We start from the raw sequence: 17,944 nt of genomic DNA on the forward strand, positions 1-17,944 counted from the left end.
TCCCGGGCAGTCTCTCAGAATGTCGGCGGGGTGTTGATCCAGATCACCCTGCAGTTCTCGTCGCCGGCGGCGCGATAGCTGTGGATGCGGTCGGAGAGGAAGAAGAAGCTGTAGCCGGTCGGAACCCGGTACTGCTCACCCTCGACGACGAGTTCGAGTTCGCCGGTCAGCACATAGCCGACCTCTTCGCCGGCATGCTGGAAAGGCCCGCACATCGGTCCACCGGCGGGCATTTCCAGCAGCAATCCTTCGAGTTGGCGGTGCTGGGTGAACGGAGTGAGGATTTCCGCGGTGCTGCCATCCCCCTCCTCGGCGGCGTTGCGGGTGTAGCGCGGACGGTCGTTCGGCCCGTAGATGGTGCAGATCTCGTCCTCTTTAGGGTCGAGCAGAGCGGCGACATTGACGTTCAGAGCCTTGCAGAGGCGGTGCAGCGTGCTCAGCGACGGCACCACCAATGAATTCTCTATGCGGGACAAGAGGCTCTCCGAGCACCCTGCGGCGGCCGCCAGGTCCTTCAGCCGCAGCCTGTGCATCCGGCGCAGATAGCGCACCCGCGGGCCGACCGCCGGCAGGCCGTCGTCGCCATCGTCGATCTCGATGTTCGTCATCGTCACACTGCCCGGTTCGTTGGCGGCTTCTGCCACCGTGACCTCGGATTCATCCGCTGGGGGATTCGGGTGCCCACGCCCGTTCTTCCTTAACAGAGCCCCCGGAGCTTGTGCAAAACGCAAGCAAAAACGCTTTTGCCGCATTTCATGAAATTTTATTGCATTATGCGCAAGTGACTTGCATAGGTGACTGGACAGGGTCGGAGAGGGATCAGTGATGCGGATGTCGATCGACGTGGGGGGTACCTTCACCGACTTGATGGTCGATGACCCCGGCAACGCCGCGACCATGTTCAAGTCGCCCACCACCTATCCCGACCCGCTCGGCGGCATTCTGGGCGCCGTCGAACTGGCGGCCGACGCCCGCGGCGTCAGCGTCCGGGACCTGCTGGCGCAGACCGAGATCCTGTTCCACTCGACGACGCGCGCCATCAACGCCGTCGTCACCGGCACGGCCGCCCGCACCGCCCTGCTGGTGACAGAGGGCCATCCGGACATTCTCCTGATCCGCGAGGGCGGCCGCACCGACCCCTTCAACTATCGCAACGCCTACCCCGCGCCCTACATCCCGCGCTCGCTGACCTTCGAGATCCCCGAGCGTATCTGGGCCGACGGCCGGGTGCATGCGCCGCTGGACGAGGTCGCGGCGCTGGCCACGATCGAGCAACTGAAGGTGAAGAAGGTCGAGGCCGTGGCGGTCTCGCTGATCTGGTCGATCGTCAATCCACGCCATGAGCAGCGACTCGGCGAGATGCTGGAGGAGCACCTGCCGGGGGTGCCATACACGCTTTCCCACCAGCTCAACCCGACGGTGCGGGAGTATCGCCGCACGTCGTCCTGCGCCATCGACGCTTCGCTCAAGCCGATCATGAGCGACTATCTGCGCGCCCTGAAGCAGCGGCTGGAGGAGCGCGGGCTCGCGGGCCAGATCTTCGCCGTGACCTCGCAGGGCGGGCTGGTCGACGTCTCCGACCTCGCCGAGCGTCCGATCCTGGCGCTGAACTCCGGGCCCGCCATGGCGCCGGTCGCCGGCCGGCATTTCGCCGAGTTGGAAGGCGCGTCGACGGCCATCGTCACCGATGCCGGCGGCACCACCTACGACGTCTCGCTGGTGAAGGACGGCGCCCTGCCGTGGACCCGCGAGACTTGGCTCGGGCCGATCTATCAGGGCAACCTCACCGGCTTCCCCTCGGTGGACGTGAAGAGCGTCGGCGCCGGCGGTGGCAGCATCGCGCGGGTCGACAGCGCCGGCCTCCTGCACGTCGGCCCGGAGAGCGCCGGCTCGACGCCCGGTCCCGTCTGCTACGGCCGCGGCGGCACCCGGCCGACGGTGACGGATGCCGCCGTCGCGCTCGGCTACATCGACCCCGCCTTCTTCCTCGGTGGCCAGATGAGCCTCGCCTTGCAGGCGGCCCGCGACGCCATCCAGGCCGATGTCGCCGGCCCCCTCGGCCTCAGCATCGAGGAGGCGGCGCTGTCGATCCTCGACCTCACCACCGAGGGGATGGTGAATGCCATCGAGGACATCACCGTCAAGCAGGGCATCGATCCACAGGAGACGGTGATGATCGGCGGCGGCGGCGCGGCCGGCATCAATGCGGTGCTGATCGCGCGGCGGCTGCGCTGCGACACCATCATCTTCCCCGATGTCGGTGCTGCTCTCAGCGCCGCCGGCGCGATGATGTCGGAACTTTCGACGGAGTACTCTCAGATCGGTTTCATGAAGACCACGGCGTTCGATGCGGCCCGCGCCAATGCCATCATTGCCGAACTGATCGGCCGGGCGCAGGCCTTCTTCGACAAGGCCGGCCCCGGGGCGCGCGACCAGCGGATCGATCTCGCCATCGAGGCGCGCTATCCCTCGCAGGTGTGGGAGATCGAAGTACCGCTACGCGGCGCCCGCTTCGACACCGAGGAAGACGTCGCTGCGCTGATCGCCGACTTCCACGCCCGCCACACCGACCTGTTCTCCTTCCGCGACGATGGCGACGCCGTCGAGATCATGAGCTGGCGGGCACTGGCCCGATGCCGACTGTCGGATGCCAAGGCGATCCGGCTTGGCGACGAGGGTCAGGGGATCGGGGCGCTGTCGCACCGGCGGATGTTCTTCCGCGAGACCGGGATGGTCGACGCCCCGGCCTACCGGCTCGAGCAGTTGCCGGCGGATACCGAGGTGCACGGGCCGGCGATCGTCGACAGCAACTTCACCACCATCGTGATCAATCCCGGTGCCCGCGCGGTGCGGCGCCCCGGTGGCCATCTCGTCGTCCAGGGCGCGGCAGAGGAGAGGACATGAACATGCAGGCACCCTCCCCGGCGGCCACCCGCTTCGACGGCGTGAAGATGGCGATCATGCAGAAGCGCTTCGACGGCGTGACCCGCAAGATGGCCAACACACTGCTGCGCACCGCCCGCTCCGGCGTCATCAACACCGCGCGCGATTTCTCCTGCGCGCTGGTCACCGCCGAGTGCGAGCTGCTCACTGCCGCCGACAGCTATCCGATCCACGTCATTGGCGGCGCCGACCTGATGGCGCGCGCGATGCTCGACATCCACCCGGACGTCAAGCGCGGCGACGCCTTCCTGCACAACTCGCCCTATCACGGCAATTCGCACGCCGCCGACCACACGATCCTGGTGCCGGTGTTCGACGACGACGACGTCCACCGCTTCACGGTGGTCGCGAAGGCTCACCAGGCCGACTGCGGCAACTCGTTGCCCACCACCTACATGGGCAGTGCGCGCGACGTCTACGAGGAAGGCGCGCTGATCTTCCCCGCCGTGAAGGTACAGTCCGGCTATAGCGACAATCGCGACATCATCAACATGTGCCTGATGCGCATCCGCGTGCCGGAGCAATGGCGCGGCGACTATCTCGCCATGGTCGGCGCCGCCCGCATCGGCGAGCGCGAGATCATCCGGATGGGCCGGGAGCTCGGCTGGGACGCCCTCACCGAGCACGCGGCGCAATGGTTCGACGTCACCGAGCGCCAGATGGTCGACGTGATCTCAACCATCCGGTCGGGCCGGGCGCGCGGCACCTGCACGCACGACCCGCTGCCCGGCACGCCGGCAGGTGGCATTCCCGCCAATGCGGACGTCACCGTCGACGCCGCCGGCGGCCGCATCATCGTCGACCTCACCGACAACATCGACTGCCTGCCGGTCGGCGTGAACCTCAGCCACGCCTGTGCGCGCACCGCCGCGCTGGTCGGCGTCCTCAACAGCCTGCCGCGCCCGGTGACACCGAACGCCGGCAGCTTGCGGCGGATCGAGGTGCGGCTGCGCGAGAACTGCGTCGTCGGCATTCCGCGGCACCCGCACTCCACCTCGGTCGCCACCACCAATCTCGGCGACCGCGTCTCCAATGCCGTGCAGCTCGCCATGGCCGCCATCGACCCGAGCGTCGGCATGGCGGAAGGCGGCGCCGCGCTGCCGCCCTCGGCCGGCGTCATTTCTGGCCACGACCCGCGCAACGGCCACGCCTTCGTCAACGAGGTGATCCTCGCCGCGGGCGGCGGCCCCGGCACGCCGGTCCAGGACGGCTGGCTGTCGCTGTTCTGCATGGGCAATGCCGGCATGCCCTTCTACGACAGCATCGAGATCGACGAGATGCTGCACCCGATGATGATCGAGACCCGCAAGATCCTCGTCGACAGCGAAGGGGCCGGCACCTTCCGGGGCGCCCCGGGCATCAAGACGACGTTCCGGCCGATCGACTGCGATTTCGAGCTCGGCTTCTGCAGCGACGGCACCGTCAACCCCTCGCTCGGCACGCGCGGCGGCGGCAACGCGCTGCCGGCCAGCCAGTATCTGGAATCGGACGCCGGCGAGATCGTCCCCCTCGCCACCTCCGAGCACGTCCATGTGCGGGCCGACCAGCGGGTGGTGTCCTTGTCGAACGGCGGCGGCGGGTTCGGGGCGCCCGGAGCGCGCGACCCCGCCCGTGTCGCCGCCGATGTCGCCGAAGGCTGGGTAAGCGCGGAGCGCGCCCGTGCCGTCTATCGGGTGGCGCTCACCGCCGACTTCGCGGTGGATGCCGCGGCCACCGCGGCGCTTCGGGCGGCCGGGGAGCGGGGATGAGCGTACGCGATCGACTGGCGCAGGCGGCACGGGCGGATGGCGACAGCCTCGTCGCCATCGCGCTGCGGCTCCTGGCGAGGCGCAGCGAGACTCCGCCCGGCGACACCAACGCCGTCGCCGACGAGGTGGTGGCGATCCTCGCCGACACACCCTCCATCGAGGTCGAGCGCCATCGCGGCGCCGACCATGTGATGAACCTCGTGATGCGGCTCAGCGGCGGCCAGCCCGGCCGCCGCCTGATCCTGAACGGCCATCTGGATACCTTTCCGCTCGGCAGCCGCGCGGCCTGGTCGGCCTCTCCGGACGGTGAGGTGCGCGACGGCAGGCTCTACGGCCTCGGCATTTCCGACATGAAGGGCGGGCTCGCCGCCATCCTGTTCGCACTGATCCATCTCGCCGCCCACCGCGAGGCGCTGCAGGGGGAGGTCGTCGCCACCTTCGCCGGCGACGAGGAGACCATGGGCGTGCTCGGCTCGAAGCTCCTGCTCGACACCGTGCCGCACGCCCGCGGCGACGCCATGATCAGCGCCGACGCCGGCTCGCCGCGGGTGCTGCGCTTCGGCGAGAAGGGCATGATCTGGCTGAAGCTCACCGCCCGCGGCCGGTCGGCCCATGCCGCCCACGTCCACCGCGGCGAAAGCGCCATCGAGAAGCTGGTCGACGCCATCGCGGCCCTGCGCGCGGTCCGGGATCTGCCGGTCGACGCGCCGCCGCGCGTACTGGACGCCATCGCCGCCTCCTCCCAGGTCTCCGAGGTGCTGTCGGGTGCCGGCGAGAGCGACGTGCTGCGCCGCGTCACCATCACCTTCGGCACAATTTCGGGGGGCCGGCTCCCCAATCTCATCGCCGATCATGCCGAGGCCACGGCCGATATTCGCCTGCCCGTTGGCATCACCGTCGCCGAGGTCGAGCGCGAGATCGTCCGGCTAGCGGCCCTCCATGATGTGGGCGTGGAGATCACCCGCCGCTACGAGCCGAGCTGGACCGACCCCGAACACGCGATCATCCGCCTCTTGTCCGCCAACTGCGCGGCGCTGCTCGGCAGCGTGCCGGCCGTGACCATGCGGGTCGGCGCCTCCGACGCGCGACACTATCGCGGCGCCGGCGTGCCGACCGTCGTGTGCGGGCCGACCGCCTACAACATGGGCGGCGCCGACGAGCACGTCGTCGTCGACGAACTGGTGGCCCTCGGCGCGATCTTCGCGCTGACGGCCTTCGACTATCTCAACGGCTGAGGGCCGGGGGCCAGCGCCATGTCCGATCTCGCGGGAAAGACCGTGCTCGTCACCGGCGCCGGCTCCGGCATCGGGCGGGCCCATGCACTGCATTTCGCCGGCCTCGGCAGCACCGTCATCGCCCACGACATCACGCCTGCCGCCCTCGCCGACACCCTGGGCGAGCTCGAGGGCTCCGGCCACACGGCGATCGCCTTCGCCTGCGACATGCTGGAGGTGGACCGCTTCGAGGCCGGTATCCGCGCGCTGGACGAGGCGCATCCGGTCGACGTTCTCATCAACAATGCCGGCATCGCCGGCGACGGCGCCCTCGAGGACGTCGACGCCGCCTTCATCGGCCACGTGTTCGACGTCAACGTCGGCGGCACGATCTCAGCCACGCGCGGCGTCCTCGCCGGCATGAAGCGGCGGCGCGCCGGACGGATCGTCAACACCTCCTCGAACTGGGGTGTCGTCGGCCACGCGAACGCGTCGATCTACTCCGCCTCGAAGGCCGCGATCCTGGGTCTGACAAAGTCCTGGGCACGCGAATTCGCGCCGTGGGGCATCACGGTCAACGCCATTGCACCGGGCGGCATCGAGACCGCGCTTCTGGAAACGAGCCCCGAGCGCATCGCCCGCATCCCGCTGCGTCGCCACGGCAGGCCCGTGGAGGTGGCGAGGCTCGCCGAATTCCTCGCCTCCGACGCGGCCGACTACATCACCGGCACGGTGACCCACCTGAACGGCGGCGAGGACATCGTCGGCTGACGACGGGCCGGGCGGAACGGCGGCGGCGGCGCGCGCCGCCGACCCCCATCACCCCTTGATGTACCAGCCCCACGGCTCGTCGGACGCATAGCGGGTCACCTGCTTCACCGTCAGGTAGTTCTCCAGCCCCCAGACGCCGAGCTCGCGGCCGATGCCGCTGCGCTTGACGCCGCCCCAGGGCGCCTCGCTGAAGGTCGGCTGCGAGCAGTTGATCCAGACGATGCCTGCCTCGAGATCGCGCGCCACCCGTTCCGTCCGCTCCTCGTCCTTCGACATCACCGCCGCCGCCAGCCCGTAGGGGCTGTCATTGGCGAGCCGGAGGCCCTCCGCCTCGCCGTCGAACGGCTTCACGCAGACCACCGGCCCGAAGATCTCCTCCCGCCAGGCGGCGGACGTTTCCGGCACGTCGACGAGCACCGTCGGCTCGACGAAGTAGCCACGGTCGCGGCGCTGTGGCACGCGGCCGCCAGTGGCGACCTTCGCCCCGTCGCGGACGCCCTCGCCGATCATGCCGAGCACCTTCTCGTGCTGGCCGCGGCTGACGAGCGGGCCGAGCAGCACGCCCTCCTCAAGGCCGCCGCCGATGGTGATCTTCCGGCTCTCCTCGACGAGGCGCTCCAGCACGGCGTCGTAGAGCGGCCGCTCGACCAGCACCCGCGAGGTCGCCGAGCACACCTGGCCCTGGTTCCAGAAGATGCCGAACAGGATCCACTCGACGGCAGCCTCGACGTCGCTGTCGGCGAAGACGAGGAAGGGCGACTTTCCGCCGAGCTCCAGCGACACCGCCTTGATGTCCTCGGCCGCCGCCGCCATCACCCGCCGCCCGGTGGCGAGGCTGCCGGTGAAGGCGAGCTTGTCGACGCGCGGATGGTGCGTCAGCGGCTCGCCGGCGTCGCGGCCGAGCCCCGGCACGACGTTGAGCACCCCCGCCGGCAGCCCGGCCGCGCCGGCGATGGCGCCGAGCTCGAGCGCCGTCAGCGGCGTCAGTTCGGACGGCTTCAGCACCATCGTGCAGCCGGCGGCGAGCGCCGGGGCGACCTTCCAGGCCGCCATCAGCATCGGGTAGTTCCACGGGATGATGGCGCCGGCGACGCCGACCGCCTCGCGCCGCACCTTCGAGGTGAAGCGCGGGTCGCCGACTGCGACCGGCTGTTCCTGCCGCCCGTCCAGCTCCTCGGCCAGGCCGGCATAGAAGTCGAAGCAGCCGGCGGTGTCGTCGATGTCCCACTTCGCCTCGGGCAGCGGCTTGCCGTTGTCGGCGACCTCGATCGCCGCGAGCTCGTCGCGCCGGGCGCGGATGCCCTCGGCGATGGCGCGCAGGATTTTCGCGCGCTCGGCGCCGCTGGTGCGCTTCCACGCCGGCAGCGCCTCGGCGGCCGCCGTCACCGCCCGGTCGACGTCCGCCGCCGTCGCTGCCGCGACGCTGGCAATCGGCTGTTCCGTCGCCGGGTCGATGACCTCGAACGTGCCGCCCGCCGCCGGCTTCTCCCAGCGCCCGCCGATGTAGAGACCGTCCCGCATTCCCACTCCTCCGTCCGAACCGGCCCGACCTGTCACGAACCAGACTGCATTATTTTCGTCAAAAGTACACATTTGCGCTGGACGTCCCCCGCCCCTCGCGCTTCACTGCTGCATCGGCGCCGCTGCGGGATCGGGAGCGGGGGCGCGCAATGGCGGACCCGCGTGCCCTCGCACCGGCCACCGCACGAAGGGGAACGGCAATGGCATTCATCGACCACAAGGCGCGCCTCCTCGGCGCCGCGGCCGCCATCGGCGCCGGACTGCTGCTCGCGGCCCCCGCGGCCCTCGCGCAGGACGCCTCGAAGGGCAAGATCGTCATCGGCAACTGGGACGGCTACATGCCGCCGGACCTGCTGGAGCGCTTCAAGGCTGCCACCGGCTACGACGCCGAGCTCACGGTCCACGCCACCAACGAGGAGGTGATGGGCAAGGTCGTCGCCGGCGGCGGCAAGGGCTACGACGTGCTCTTCGTCTCCGCCCCGTTCGCCCAGGCGCTGCACGCCCTCAACCTCTCGGCGCCGATCGACCACGCGAAGATCCCGAACCTTGCGAACCTCTATCCCGAGGGCTCGCAGCTGAAGTACGACCCCGGCAACACCTTCTCCGTCCCCTACGCCTGGGGCACCACCGGCCTCTGCTACCGCACCGACCTCGTCGAGGGCTCGCCGGACAGCTGGCAGGCGCTGATGAACCCGCCGGACGCCCTCAAGGGCAAGATCACCATGCTCGCCACCGACCGCTGGCTGCTCGGCGCCGGCTTCAAGTCGCTCGGCTTCTCGGTGAACGAGACCGACCCGGCGAAGATCGACCAGGCCCGCGACGCCCTGATCGCGGCGAAGAAGAACCTCCTCTCCTACGACGACACGACGTTCTACTCGAAGCTCGTGTCGGGCGAGGCCTCGCTGGTGCACGCCTGGGACGGCTGGTGCAACTACGGCATCGCCGAGAACAAGGACATCACCTACGTCATCCCGAAGGAGGGCACCGACCTCTGGACGGACACCATGGTCGTCACCGCCGCGTCGGAGAACAAGGACGCCGCCCACGCCTTCATCGACTTCGTGCTGTCGGAAGACGTCGGCAAGTGGGTGACCGAGAACATCATGTACAAGACGCCCAACAAGAAGGCGATGGAGGCCCTCGACCCCGCCCTCCTCGAGCAGTTCCCCAACATGAAGATGACGCCGGCCGAGCTTCTCGCGCAGGAACAGATGGTCGACGTCGGCCAGACGCAGAAGGCCTACTCGCGCACCGTCACCGAGATCATGAACGCGAAGTGATCTGACGGCTCGGGCTCACGGCTCGTCCCGGCGCGTCCAACGCGCCGGGACGGCGCCACGGCCGGCTAGCGCACCATGACCTCCCCCCGCCTCACCCGCACGATCCTGATGGCGCCCGGCCTCGGCTGGCTGGCGCTGTTCCTGCTCGTGCCGTGCCTGCTCGTCTTCTTCAACGCCTTCTACGAGCGCGGCATCTATGGCGGGGTCGACTACGACGCCTTCACCACTGAGAACTTCCGGCGGCTGATCGACCCGCTTTATGTCGAGGTCTTCCTCGGCTCGGCCCGCATCGCCCTCATCACCACGGTGCTCGCGGTGCTGATCGGCTACCCCGCCGCCTACGCGATCACGCTCGCCTCGCCGGGCGCGCAGACGCGGCTCCTGATCCTGGCGATGCTGCCGTTCTGGACGAACTACCTCATCCGCACCTACGCCTGGATGGTGCTCCTCAACCGCACCGGCCTGATCAACGCCGGCCTGATCGACGCCGGCGTGATCACCGAGCCGCTGCCGCTCCTCTACAACGAGTTCGCCGTCATCCTCGGGCTCGTCTACAGCTACGTGCCCTTCGTCATCCTCGCGGCCTACGCGTCGCTGGCCCGCCTCGACCGCTCGCTGATCGAGGCCTCCGCCGACCTCGGCGCCTCCGGCGCGCGCACCTTCCTGAAGGTGGTGCTGCCGCTGACGCTGCCGGGCGTCGCCGCCGGCTCGGTGTTCGTCTTCGTGCTGTCGATCGGCAACTTCATCACGCCGGACCTGCTCGGCGGCGGCCACGTGCAGATGCTCGGCAACCTCATCTACGACCAGTTCCTCACCGCCCGCGACTGGCCGTTCGGCGCCGCGCTGTCGATGCTCCTGATCGCCGTGATGATGGTGCTCCTGTTCACCCAGGCCGTCGTCGTGCACCGGGCCTCCGCCCGGACGGGAGGGCGGGCATGAGCGCCGCCCGCCCCTCGACGACCCGGCGCGTGCTGAAGGTCCACCTCGTCCTCGTCTACGTCTTCCTCTACGTGCCGATTGCGGTGCTGGTGCTGCTCTCCTTCAACCGGGCCGGCCTGCCGACGGTGTGGACCGGCTTCAGCTTCGACTGGTACGTCAAGCTCGCCTCCGCCGGGCCGATCCTGTCGGCGGCGAAGAACAGCATCATCGTCGCCATCGGCGCGACGCTGATCTCGACCATCCTCGGCACCATGCTCGCCTTCGGGCTGGAGCGCGGGCGGCCGTCCGGCCTGCTCGAAGCCTCGCTGGTGGCGCCGATGATCATCCCCGACATCGTCATGGCGATCGCGCTTCTGACCTTCTACACGATGCTGCAGGCGACCCTCGGTTTGCACACGATCATCATCGCCCACGCCGTCTTCAACATCGCCTTCGTCGCCGCGGTGGTGCGGGCCCGGCTGAAGAACTTCGATTTCTCGCTGATCGAGGCCTCCGCGGACCTCGGCGCCGGGCCGGTCCGCACCTTCGTCCGCGTGGTGCTGCCGCAGATCCTGCCGGGCGTCGTCGCGGCGGGGCTGCTCGCCTTCACCCTCTCCTTCGACGAGTTCATCATTGCCTACTTCACCGCCGGGCCGGGATCGGCCTCCACGACGCTGCCGATGCAGATCTACGCGATGATCCGCTTTGGCGTGACGCCCGAGATCAACGCGCTCGCCACCGTCGTGCTCGGCGTCAGCGTGTTCGCGCTGATCGTCGCCCAGCGCCTCGAGCCGAGGGCGGTGCGATGACCGCCGCGGTCCGGAACACCCTGCTCGCCGCCGAGAAGGTGGAAAAGCGCTTCGGCGGCGTCGTCGCCGTCGACGGCATCGACCTCGCGATCGCCGAGAACGAGTTCTTCGCTTTGCTCGGCCCGTCCGGCTGCGGCAAGACGACGTTGCTGCGGATGATCGCCGGGTTCGAGACGCCGACCGCCGGGCGCCTGACGCTGGACGGCCGCGACATCACCACCGTGCCGCCGAACCGGCGGCCGGTGAACCTGATGTTCCAGTCCTACGCCCTCTTCCCGCACATGAGCGTCGAGGCGAACGTCGCCTACGGCCTGGAAGCGGAGGGAAGGCCGCGTGACGAGATTCGCCGCCGCGTCGGCGAGGTGCTCGAGCTCACCGTTCTGGGCGAGCTTGCGAAGCGCCGCCCGCACGAGCTCTCCGGCGGCCAGCGCCAGCGCGTCGCGCTCGCCCGCGCCCTCGTCAAGAAGCCGCGCCTCCTCCTCCTCGACGAGCCGCTGTCGGCGCTCGACCGGCGGCTGCGCGAGCAGATGCAGCTCGAACTGAAGCGGATGCGCTCGGACGTCGGCATCACCTTCGTGGTCGTCACCCACGACCAGGAGGAGGCGCTGGTCATGGCCGACCGCATCGCCGTCCTCGACCGCGGCCGCATCGCCCAGCTCGGCAGCCCGCGCGACCTCTATGACCGGCCGGAGAACCGCTTCACCGCCCGCTTCCTCGGCCAGATGAATTTCCTGGAGGGCAGCCTCGGCCCCGACGGGCTTGCTGTCGACGGCCTCGGACTCGTCCGTGGCGTCCGCCCGGCTGGCGCGAACGGTGCCGCCGGCATCGGCTGTGCCGCCTTCCGGCCGGAGCGCGTCGAGATCGGCGATGGCGGCACCGAGGTGGGTAATGGCTTCCAGGGCACCGTCGAGGCGATCGCCTATCACGGCAACAGCCAGTCGCTGATCGTCCGCCTCGATGGCGCCGCCGGCACCCGTATCGCCGTGTCGCGGTCGAGCACCGCCGCCGATGCCCGACCCGTCGCGAGCGGAGAGGCCGTGCGCCTCACTGTCCCGCCCGAACACGTCCGCCTGCTCGCCGGCGGACCCGACACCAGCGCCGCGGCGTCCGCCGAAGCGGACGCCCACTGACGAAGGAGGCTCTGATGGCCGAGAAGAAAGTCGTCGCGTTCTTTCCCGAGGCCGCCTTCGGGCCGGCGCTGAACTCCGTCGGCATCGCCCAGGCGACCGAGGCGCTCGGCCACCGCGCCGTGTTCTTCACGGCGCCCGACATGGCCGGCGTCTATGCCGGCTACGGCTTCGAGGAGCACATCGTGCCGATGTCGGCGCCGATGCCGGCCGAGGAGGTCGCCGCCTACTGGCAGACCTTCATCGACGGCCACATCCCGAACTTCAACAAGACGCCCTACGAGCAGATCGACACCTATGTGAAGGACTGCTGGGACGCGATCGTCGAGACCGCCGTGTGGGCGCAGAAGAGCCTGCCCGACGTGCTCGCCAAGGTGAAGCCCGACATCGTCTGCGTCGACAACGTCATCCTGTTTCCGGCGATCAAGCAGTACGGCAAGCCGTGGGTCCGCATCATCTCGTGCAGCGAGAACGAGATCCCCGACGCCGACATCCCGCCGCACCTGTCCGGCTGCAGCGAGACCGACAAGGCCGGCTTCAAGGCCTTCGAGGAGCGATTCAACGAGGTCGTGGGCCCGATCCACGCCCGCTTCAACGACTTCCTGGCGGAAAACGGCGAGAAGCCCTACCCGCTCGGCGAGTTCTTCGAGGCCTCGCCGTACCTCAACCTGCTGCTCTATCCCGAGCCGGTGAAGTTCAAGCGCCGCCACCCCCTCGATCCGGAGCGCTTCCAGTACCTCGAGGGCTGCGTCCGCAAGGAGGCCGCCTACACGGTGCCGACCTTCAAGGAAAACAACGACAAGCCGCTCGTCTACGTCTCGTTCGGCTCGCTCGGCTGCGGCGACACCGCCACCCTGAAGCGCCTCGTCGCCGCACTCGGCAAGCTGCCGGTGAAGGCGCTCGTCAATGTCGGCGGCTATGTCGACGAGTACACCGACGTGCCCGGCAACGTCATCGTCGACAAGTGGTTTCCGCAGCCTTCGGTGATCCCGCTCGCTGACGCCGTCATCCACCACGGCGGCAACAACACGTTCACCGAGTGCCTCTATTTCGGCAAGCCGGCGATCGTCATGCCCTACGTCTGGGACGGCCACGACAACGCCACCCGAGTCGAGGAGACCGGCCACGGCCTAAAGATGCACCGCGGCGACTGGACCGACGCCGAGCTCGGCGCTGCCCTCGACCGCCTCCTCACCGATCCCGCCATGGCCGCGAAGCTGAAGGCGACCGCCGCCCACATGCAGGGCCGCCACGGCCCCACGAAGGCCGCGCAGCTGATCGACCAGCTCGTCAAGGAGCACGCATGAGCTTCCACCTCACCTCGACCGCGCCGCATGTGACGCACGCCTCCACCATCGACGACGACCTCGTCGATTGGGGCGTGCAGCCGGATGCGGTCGAGGGCGTCTCGAAGAGCCGAGGCCGGCTGCTGCACAAGGGCCCGGGCAACCGGCCCGAGGTCGGGCTGTGGCGCTGCACGCCCGGCCGCTGGCGCCTCGCCTTCCCCGCCGACGAGCTCGTCCACTTCACCAAGGGCCGCGCCGTCTACCGCGGCGACAACGGCGAGGTGATCGAGGTCGGCCCCGGCACCGTCGTCCACTTCAAGGAAGGCTGGGCCGGCGAGGCGGAAGTGACCGAGACGATCTTCACCACCTACATGCTGAGTGAGGGCGGCCCCGCCACCGGCCCGACGCCGGTGCTGCGCGAACCGGCCACCGTGCCGGCGGCCAAGGACTGGGGCGTCATCCCGACGATGCTCGAGGGGGAATCCCGCACCTCCGGCATCCTGCTGTCGCGCGAGCCGAACGGCGACGCCGAGACCGGAATCTGGATCTGCACGCCCGGCCGCTGGGCCTGCCACGTCACCAAGGACGAGTACTGTCACTTCCTGTCCGGCCGCTGCACCTACGTGCACGAGAGCGGCGAAGTCATCGAGATCGAGCCGGACACGCTCGCCTTCTTCCCGCAGGGCTGGACCGGCGTCTGCACGGTCCACGAGACCGTGCGCAAGGTCTACATGATCCGCTGACCCGCCCGATGACCCTCCACCTCGCCTCCACCGCCCCGCACGTCCATGCCGCGTCGAGCTTCGACGCGGACATGGTCGACTGGGCGGGCCACCAGCACCCGCTCGACGGGCGCTCGCGCAATCGCGGGCGGCTCCTGTTCAAGGGCGAGGACGGGCTGCCGGAGGCGGGCATCTGGCGGGCGACGCCGGGCTCGTGGCGGCCGATGCTGCCGGCCGACGAGCTCTGCTACTTCACCGCCGGCCGCGCCACCTACCGGTCCGACGGCGGCGAGGTGATCGAGATCACCCCCGGCACCCTCGTCCACTTCAAGGAAGGCTGGCAGGGCGAGGCGGAGATCACCGAGACGATCTTCGTCACCTACATGTTTTCCGAAGGCGGCCCCGCCACCGCCACCCCCGTGCTGCGCGACCCAGCGACGCTCACGGGGCTCGAGGACTGGGGCGTCGTGCCGACGATGATCACCGGCACCTCGAAGGTGTCGGGCCTCGTGCTCTCCGCCGAGCCCGACGGCCGCGCCGAGAGCGGCGTCTGGGCCTGCACGCCGGGCAAATGGCGCTGCACCGTGACGAGCGACGAGTTCTGCCACTTCCTCGCGGGCCGGGCGACCTACGTCCACGACAGCGGCGACGTCATCGAGATCGCCCCGGACACCGCCGCCTTCTTCCCGCGCGGCTGGACCGGCACCTGCACCGTCCACCAGCCGGTGCGCAAGATCTACCTGATCCGCTGAGGACCCATGATCCGCCTCGAACCCTGCTGCCCGGCCCACTTCCTCGGCGGCGCCCTCGCACCCGCCGCCGGTGAACCGCGCACCGTCGTCAACCCGTCGACGCTCGAGACCGTCGGCCGCATCGCCGAGGCGACCGAGGCCGAGATCGAGGCGGCGCTGTCGGCCGCCGAGGCGGCGCGCCCCGGCTGGGCCGGCCTCGACGCCAAGGCCCGCGCCCGCCACCTGCACGCCATCGCCCAGTCGATCGAGACCGCCGACCACACCGAGGTCGCCCGGCTCATGACGCTCGAGATGGGCAAGCCTTACCCTGAAGCCATCGGCGAGATCGCCAATGTTGGCTCGGTTTTCCGCTACTTCGCCGAGATGGCGCGCGACGAGGCCGGCCGGGTCGCTGGCCCGATCCAGCCGGGGTCGTTCCAGTATTCGCGCGAGTTCCCCTACGGCATCAGCGTCCACGTCGTCCCCTACAACTTCCCGATCCTGCTGATGGCGTGGACGGTCGCGGCTTCGCTCGCCGCCGGCAACGTCGCGATCATCAAGCCGGCCGAGGCGACGACGCTCTGCACGCTGGCCTTCATGCGCCACTTCGCCGGCCTGCCGGCGGGCGTTGTCGGCTGCCTCGCCGGCGGGGCCGACGTCGGCCGGGCGCTGGTGGAGAGCGACCGCACCCACGTCGTCGCCTTCACCGGCTCGGTCGGGGTCGCCCGTGCGGTGGCGACCGCCTGCGCGGCGCGGCTGAAGCCGTGCGTCATCGAGGCCGGCGGCAACGACGCCCTGATCGTCACCGACCACGGCCCGCTCGACGTCGCGGTCGCCGGCACGGTGACGGCGGCCTTCCACCTCTCCGGCCAGATCTGCACCTCGGCCGAGCGCATCATCGTCCACGCCGCCGTCCACGACGAATTCGTCGAGAAGCTCGTCACGGCGGCGAAGGCGCTGCGCGTCGGCGACGGCCTCGGCCACAACGAGATCGGCCCGCTGGTCTCGGAGGCGGCGCGCGCGAAGGTGATCCGTCTCGTCGACGACGCCGTCGCCAAGGGTGCCCGCATCGAGACCGGCGGCCGCATCCCCGAGGCCGCCGGCCCCGGCTGGTTCTACGAGCCGACGGTCATCACCGGCGTCACCGACGCGATGGCCATCTCGCGCGAGGAGCTGTTCGGCCCCGTCGCGGCGATCCGCAAGGTGGCGAGCTTCGACGAGGCGATCGCGGTGGCGAACCGGTCGGAGTTCGGCCTCGGTGCCTCCGTCTTCACCACAGAGCTGTCCGAGGCGATGCGGGCGGTGGACGAGATCGAGGCCGGTATGGTGTGGGTGAACAACCCCCTCGTCGACAACGACGCCCTGCCCTTCGGCGGCTGGAAGACCTCCGGCCTCGGCCGGGCGCTCGGCCGCGAGGGCCTTTCCGCCTTCCGCCGCTCCAAGATGGCGATCGTCGATCCGGTGCCGAAGATCCATGACTGGTGGTACCCCTACCCGGACGACGTCTTCTACCGCGGTTGACCGAATGCCCTCGCCGCCCTCCGTTACCTGAGCCTTTCGAAGCGAGACGTCCCATGAACATCCTGATCCTCGGCGGCGCCGGCATGATGAGCGCCGGCACCGCCCGCGACCTGCTCTCCGAGCTGTCGCCCGGCGTCGCCCGCATCGTCGCCGCCGACGCCAGCGCCGACCGCCTCGCCGCGCTGAAGGCCGCGCTGCCCGACCCGCGGCTCGAAACCCGCACCGTCGACGTCACCGACGAGGCCGCCATCGCGGCGCTGCTGGCCGACTGCGACCTCTGCATCAACGGCGTGCCGACCTTCGCCGGCCTGCAGATGGCGATCTTCGAGGCCTGCCTGAAGGCCGGCCGCGCCTATGCCGACTATGGCGGCATGGGCGTCTACACCGTGAAGCAGAAGGCCTGGCACGCCCGCTTCGTCGACGCCGGCGTCACCGCCGTCATCGGCCTCGGCGCCGATCCGGGTCTGTCGAACCTGATCTGCCGCGCCGCCGCCGACCGGCTCGACCAGATCACCTCGATCAACCTCTACTGGACCGCGACCCGTCTCGGCCCGCCCTCGCCGGTGCTGATGCCGCCCTATTCGGTGTCGACGGTGCTCGCCGAGTTCGCCAACACCTCGCAGCAGTTCATCAACGGCCGCCTCGTCGAAGTGCCGCCGCAGTCCGGCGCCGAGACGCTCGACCTGCCCGCCCCGTTCGGCCGCACCACCTTCATCCACACCCAGCATTCGGAGCCGCTGACGGTGCCGTTCGCCAAAGGCATCGCCGAGAAGGGCATCCAGGAGTTCACCTGGAAGCTCGCGCTGCCGGCCGCCGACCAGTCCGCCTGGATCGGCCTCGTGCAGGCCGGCTTCGGCGACTTCGACACGCCGGTCACCGTCCGCGCCGACGGCGCGCCGGGCACGAAGGCAACCGTCAAGCCGCTCGACGTGCTGTCGGCCGTGATCGACCGCAACATCGGCGCCCACGCCGGCCAGATCCCTGACGCTGAGGGCCACGAGCTCCACATGGCCGTCGGCCGGGGCCTGAAGGACGGCAAGCCCACCACCGTCATCGTCACCGTGCTCGGCAAGCCCGACCCGCTCTATGACGGCTACATCGACGCCGGCACCTCGATGAACATGTCGATCGCCGCCCAGCAGATCCTGAAGAATCCGCTGAACCCCGGCGTCTGGGCAGCGGAGGAGTACTTCGACGTCGACGCCTACCTCGCCGAGGTCCGCCGCCGGAAGTTCACGGTCGAGATCGAGACGACGACGCGCGAGGCGTGAGTTCTTGACCCTCCCCCTGTGGGAGGGTCGGGCCGCGTCAGCGGACCGGGGAGGGCCGCCGATGGCGCAGCCGTCGGCGGGC

15 protein-coding genes and 1 pseudogene are annotated in these 17,944 nt (G+C 69.8%); 14 read left to right on the forward strand and 2 right to left on the reverse strand.

Translation table 11 applies throughout. From position 1 onward, the window contains the following. Positions 1-14 precede the first annotated feature (14 nt). A complete protein-coding gene (locus RUR49_RS13345; RefSeq protein ID WP_409146871.1) occupies positions 15-644 on the reverse strand; it encodes a cupin domain-containing protein in 630 nt (209 codons plus the stop codon). 187 nt (positions 645-831) lie between these two features. Between RUR49_RS13345 and RUR49_RS13350 the strand changes: the two genes are divergently transcribed. Genes RUR49_RS13350 through RUR49_RS13365 form a run of 4 tightly spaced genes read left to right on the forward strand, consistent with a single transcriptional unit; the run spans position 832 to position 6,676 of the window. Further along, on the forward strand, positions 832-2,904 hold the full coding sequence (locus tag RUR49_RS13350; protein WP_409146872.1) for a hydantoinase/oxoprolinase family protein: 2,073 nt from the start codon (positions 832-834) through the stop codon (positions 2,902-2,904). Beyond that, positions 2,901-4,691: a hydantoinase B/oxoprolinase family protein gene (locus RUR49_RS13355; RefSeq protein ID WP_409146873.1), complete on the forward strand. Its 1,791-nt coding sequence runs from the start codon at positions 2,901-2,903 to the stop codon at positions 4,689-4,691. Before RUR49_RS13350 ends, RUR49_RS13355 begins: the two co-directional genes overlap by 4 nt. Next, positions 4,688-5,926 carry a M20/M25/M40 family metallo-hydrolase gene (locus RUR49_RS13360; RefSeq protein WP_409146874.1) on the forward strand — a complete coding sequence of 413 codons (1,239 nt, stop codon included), beginning with the start codon at positions 4,688-4,690 and terminating at the stop codon, positions 5,924-5,926. Before RUR49_RS13355 ends, RUR49_RS13360 begins: the two co-directional genes overlap by 4 nt. An 18-nt stretch (positions 5,927-5,944) precedes the next feature. Continuing rightward, positions 5,945-6,676 carry an SDR family NAD(P)-dependent oxidoreductase gene (locus tag RUR49_RS13365; protein ID WP_409146875.1) on the forward strand — a complete coding sequence of 244 codons (732 nt, stop codon included), beginning with the start codon at positions 5,945-5,947 and terminating at the stop codon, positions 6,674-6,676. Positions 6,677-6,724: 48 nt separating this feature from the next. On the opposite strand, the gene RUR49_RS13370 is transcribed toward RUR49_RS13365, so the two are convergent. Next, entirely contained in the window at positions 6,725-8,197 is a 1,473-nt protein-coding gene (locus RUR49_RS13370; RefSeq protein ID WP_409146876.1) for an aldehyde dehydrogenase family protein, read from the reverse strand. Positions 8,198-8,397: 200 nt separating this feature from the next. On the opposite strand from RUR49_RS13370, the gene RUR49_RS13375 reads away from it, so the two are divergent. The 10 genes and pseudogenes from RUR49_RS13375 to RUR49_RS13420 all read left to right on the forward strand — a co-directional run bounded on the left by RUR49_RS13375 (position 8,398) and on the right by RUR49_RS13420 (position 17,862). Further along, entirely contained in the window at positions 8,398-9,477 is a 1,080-nt protein-coding gene (locus tag RUR49_RS13375) for a spermidine/putrescine ABC transporter substrate-binding protein (protein ID WP_409146877.1), read from the forward strand. 75 nt (positions 9,478-9,552) lie between these two features. Next, positions 9,553-10,416 carry an ABC transporter permease gene (locus RUR49_RS13380; RefSeq protein ID WP_409146878.1) on the forward strand — a complete coding sequence of 288 codons (864 nt, stop codon included), beginning with the start codon at positions 9,553-9,555 and terminating at the stop codon, positions 10,414-10,416. Then, positions 10,413-11,204, forward strand: a complete 792-nt coding sequence (locus RUR49_RS13385; protein WP_409146879.1) for an ABC transporter permease — start codon at positions 10,413-10,415, stop codon at positions 11,202-11,204. Before RUR49_RS13380 ends, RUR49_RS13385 begins: the two co-directional genes overlap by 4 nt. After that, the gene (locus RUR49_RS13390; protein WP_409146880.1) at positions 11,201-12,334 is read left to right on the forward strand and encodes an ABC transporter ATP-binding protein; all 1,134 of its coding nucleotides are present in this window, start codon (positions 11,201-11,203) and stop codon (positions 12,332-12,334) included. The genes RUR49_RS13385 and RUR49_RS13390 overlap by 4 nt, the downstream gene beginning before the upstream one ends. A 14-nt stretch (positions 12,335-12,348) precedes the next feature. Continuing rightward, positions 12,349-13,638, forward strand: coding sequence for a glycosyltransferase (locus RUR49_RS13395; RefSeq protein ID WP_409146881.1), 1,290 nt, complete (start codon positions 12,349-12,351; stop codon positions 13,636-13,638). After that, positions 13,635-13,964, forward strand: a pseudogene (locus RUR49_RS13400) (cupin domain-containing protein); the annotation flags it as partial. The gene RUR49_RS13395 and the pseudogene RUR49_RS13400, both read left to right, overlap by 4 nt. Positions 13,965-14,084: 120 nt before the next feature. After that, positions 14,085-14,360 (forward strand): cupin domain-containing protein, encoded by a 276-nt coding sequence (locus tag RUR49_RS13405; protein ID WP_409147141.1) that lies wholly within the window; start codon positions 14,085-14,087, stop codon positions 14,358-14,360. Positions 14,361-14,368: 8 nt separating this feature from the next. Then, complete coding sequence (locus RUR49_RS13410; protein WP_409146882.1) at positions 14,369-15,091, forward strand: cupin domain-containing protein; 723 nt, start codon at positions 14,369-14,371, stop codon at positions 15,089-15,091. Between the two features lie 6 nt (positions 15,092-15,097). Then, complete coding sequence (locus RUR49_RS13415) at positions 15,098-16,591, forward strand: aldehyde dehydrogenase family protein (protein ID WP_409146883.1); 1,494 nt, start codon at positions 15,098-15,100, stop codon at positions 16,589-16,591. Positions 16,592-16,644: 53 nt separating this feature from the next. Then, positions 16,645-17,862, forward strand: coding sequence for a saccharopine dehydrogenase family protein (locus RUR49_RS13420; protein WP_409146884.1), 1,218 nt, complete (start codon positions 16,645-16,647; stop codon positions 17,860-17,862). Positions 17,863-17,944: the final 82 nt, after the last annotated feature.

It is taken from the genome of Pseudoxanthobacter sp. M-2 (genome assembly GCF_046156265.1).
Lineage (GTDB): Bacteria > Pseudomonadota > Alphaproteobacteria > Rhizobiales > Segnochrobactraceae > CAMDHY01.

Excerpts from the sequence above, each read along its gene's own strand:
- RUR49_RS13350 (WP_409146872.1), top strand. The coding sequence starts at position 832 with ATGTCGATCGACGTGGGGGGTACCTTCACCGACTTGATGGTCGATGAC.
- RUR49_RS13375 (WP_409146877.1), top strand. The coding sequence starts at position 8,398 with ATGGCATTCATCGACCACAAGGCGCGCCTCCTCGGCGCCGCGGCCGCC.
- RUR49_RS13365 (WP_409146875.1), top strand. The coding sequence starts at position 5,945 with ATGTCCGATCTCGCGGGAAAGACCGTGCTCGTCACCGGCGCCGGCTCC.
- RUR49_RS13410 (WP_409146882.1), top strand. The coding sequence starts at position 14,369 with ATGACCCTCCACCTCGCCTCCACCGCCCCGCACGTCCATGCCGCGTCG.
- RUR49_RS13355 (WP_409146873.1), top strand. The coding sequence starts at position 2,901 with ATGAACATGCAGGCACCCTCCCCGGCGGCCACCCGCTTCGACGGCGTG.
- RUR49_RS13360 (WP_409146874.1), top strand. The coding sequence starts at position 4,688 with ATGAGCGTACGCGATCGACTGGCGCAGGCGGCACGGGCGGATGGCGAC.
- RUR49_RS13420 (WP_409146884.1), top strand. The coding sequence starts at position 16,645 with ATGAACATCCTGATCCTCGGCGGCGCCGGCATGATGAGCGCCGGCACC.
- RUR49_RS13385 (WP_409146879.1), top strand. The coding sequence starts at position 10,413 with ATGAGCGCCGCCCGCCCCTCGACGACCCGGCGCGTGCTGAAGGTCCAC.
- RUR49_RS13370 (WP_409146876.1), bottom strand. The coding sequence starts at position 8,197 with ATGCGGGACGGTCTCTACATCGGCGGGCGCTGGGAGAAGCCGGCGGCG.
- RUR49_RS13380 (WP_409146878.1), top strand. The coding sequence starts at position 9,553 with ATGACCTCCCCCCGCCTCACCCGCACGATCCTGATGGCGCCCGGCCTC.
- RUR49_RS13405 (WP_409147141.1), top strand. The coding sequence starts at position 14,085 with ATGCTCGAGGGGGAATCCCGCACCTCCGGCATCCTGCTGTCGCGCGAG.
- RUR49_RS13415 (WP_409146883.1), top strand. The coding sequence starts at position 15,098 with ATGATCCGCCTCGAACCCTGCTGCCCGGCCCACTTCCTCGGCGGCGCC.
- RUR49_RS13395 (WP_409146881.1), top strand. The coding sequence starts at position 12,349 with ATGGCCGAGAAGAAAGTCGTCGCGTTCTTTCCCGAGGCCGCCTTCGGG.
- RUR49_RS13390 (WP_409146880.1), top strand. The coding sequence starts at position 11,201 with ATGACCGCCGCGGTCCGGAACACCCTGCTCGCCGCCGAGAAGGTGGAA.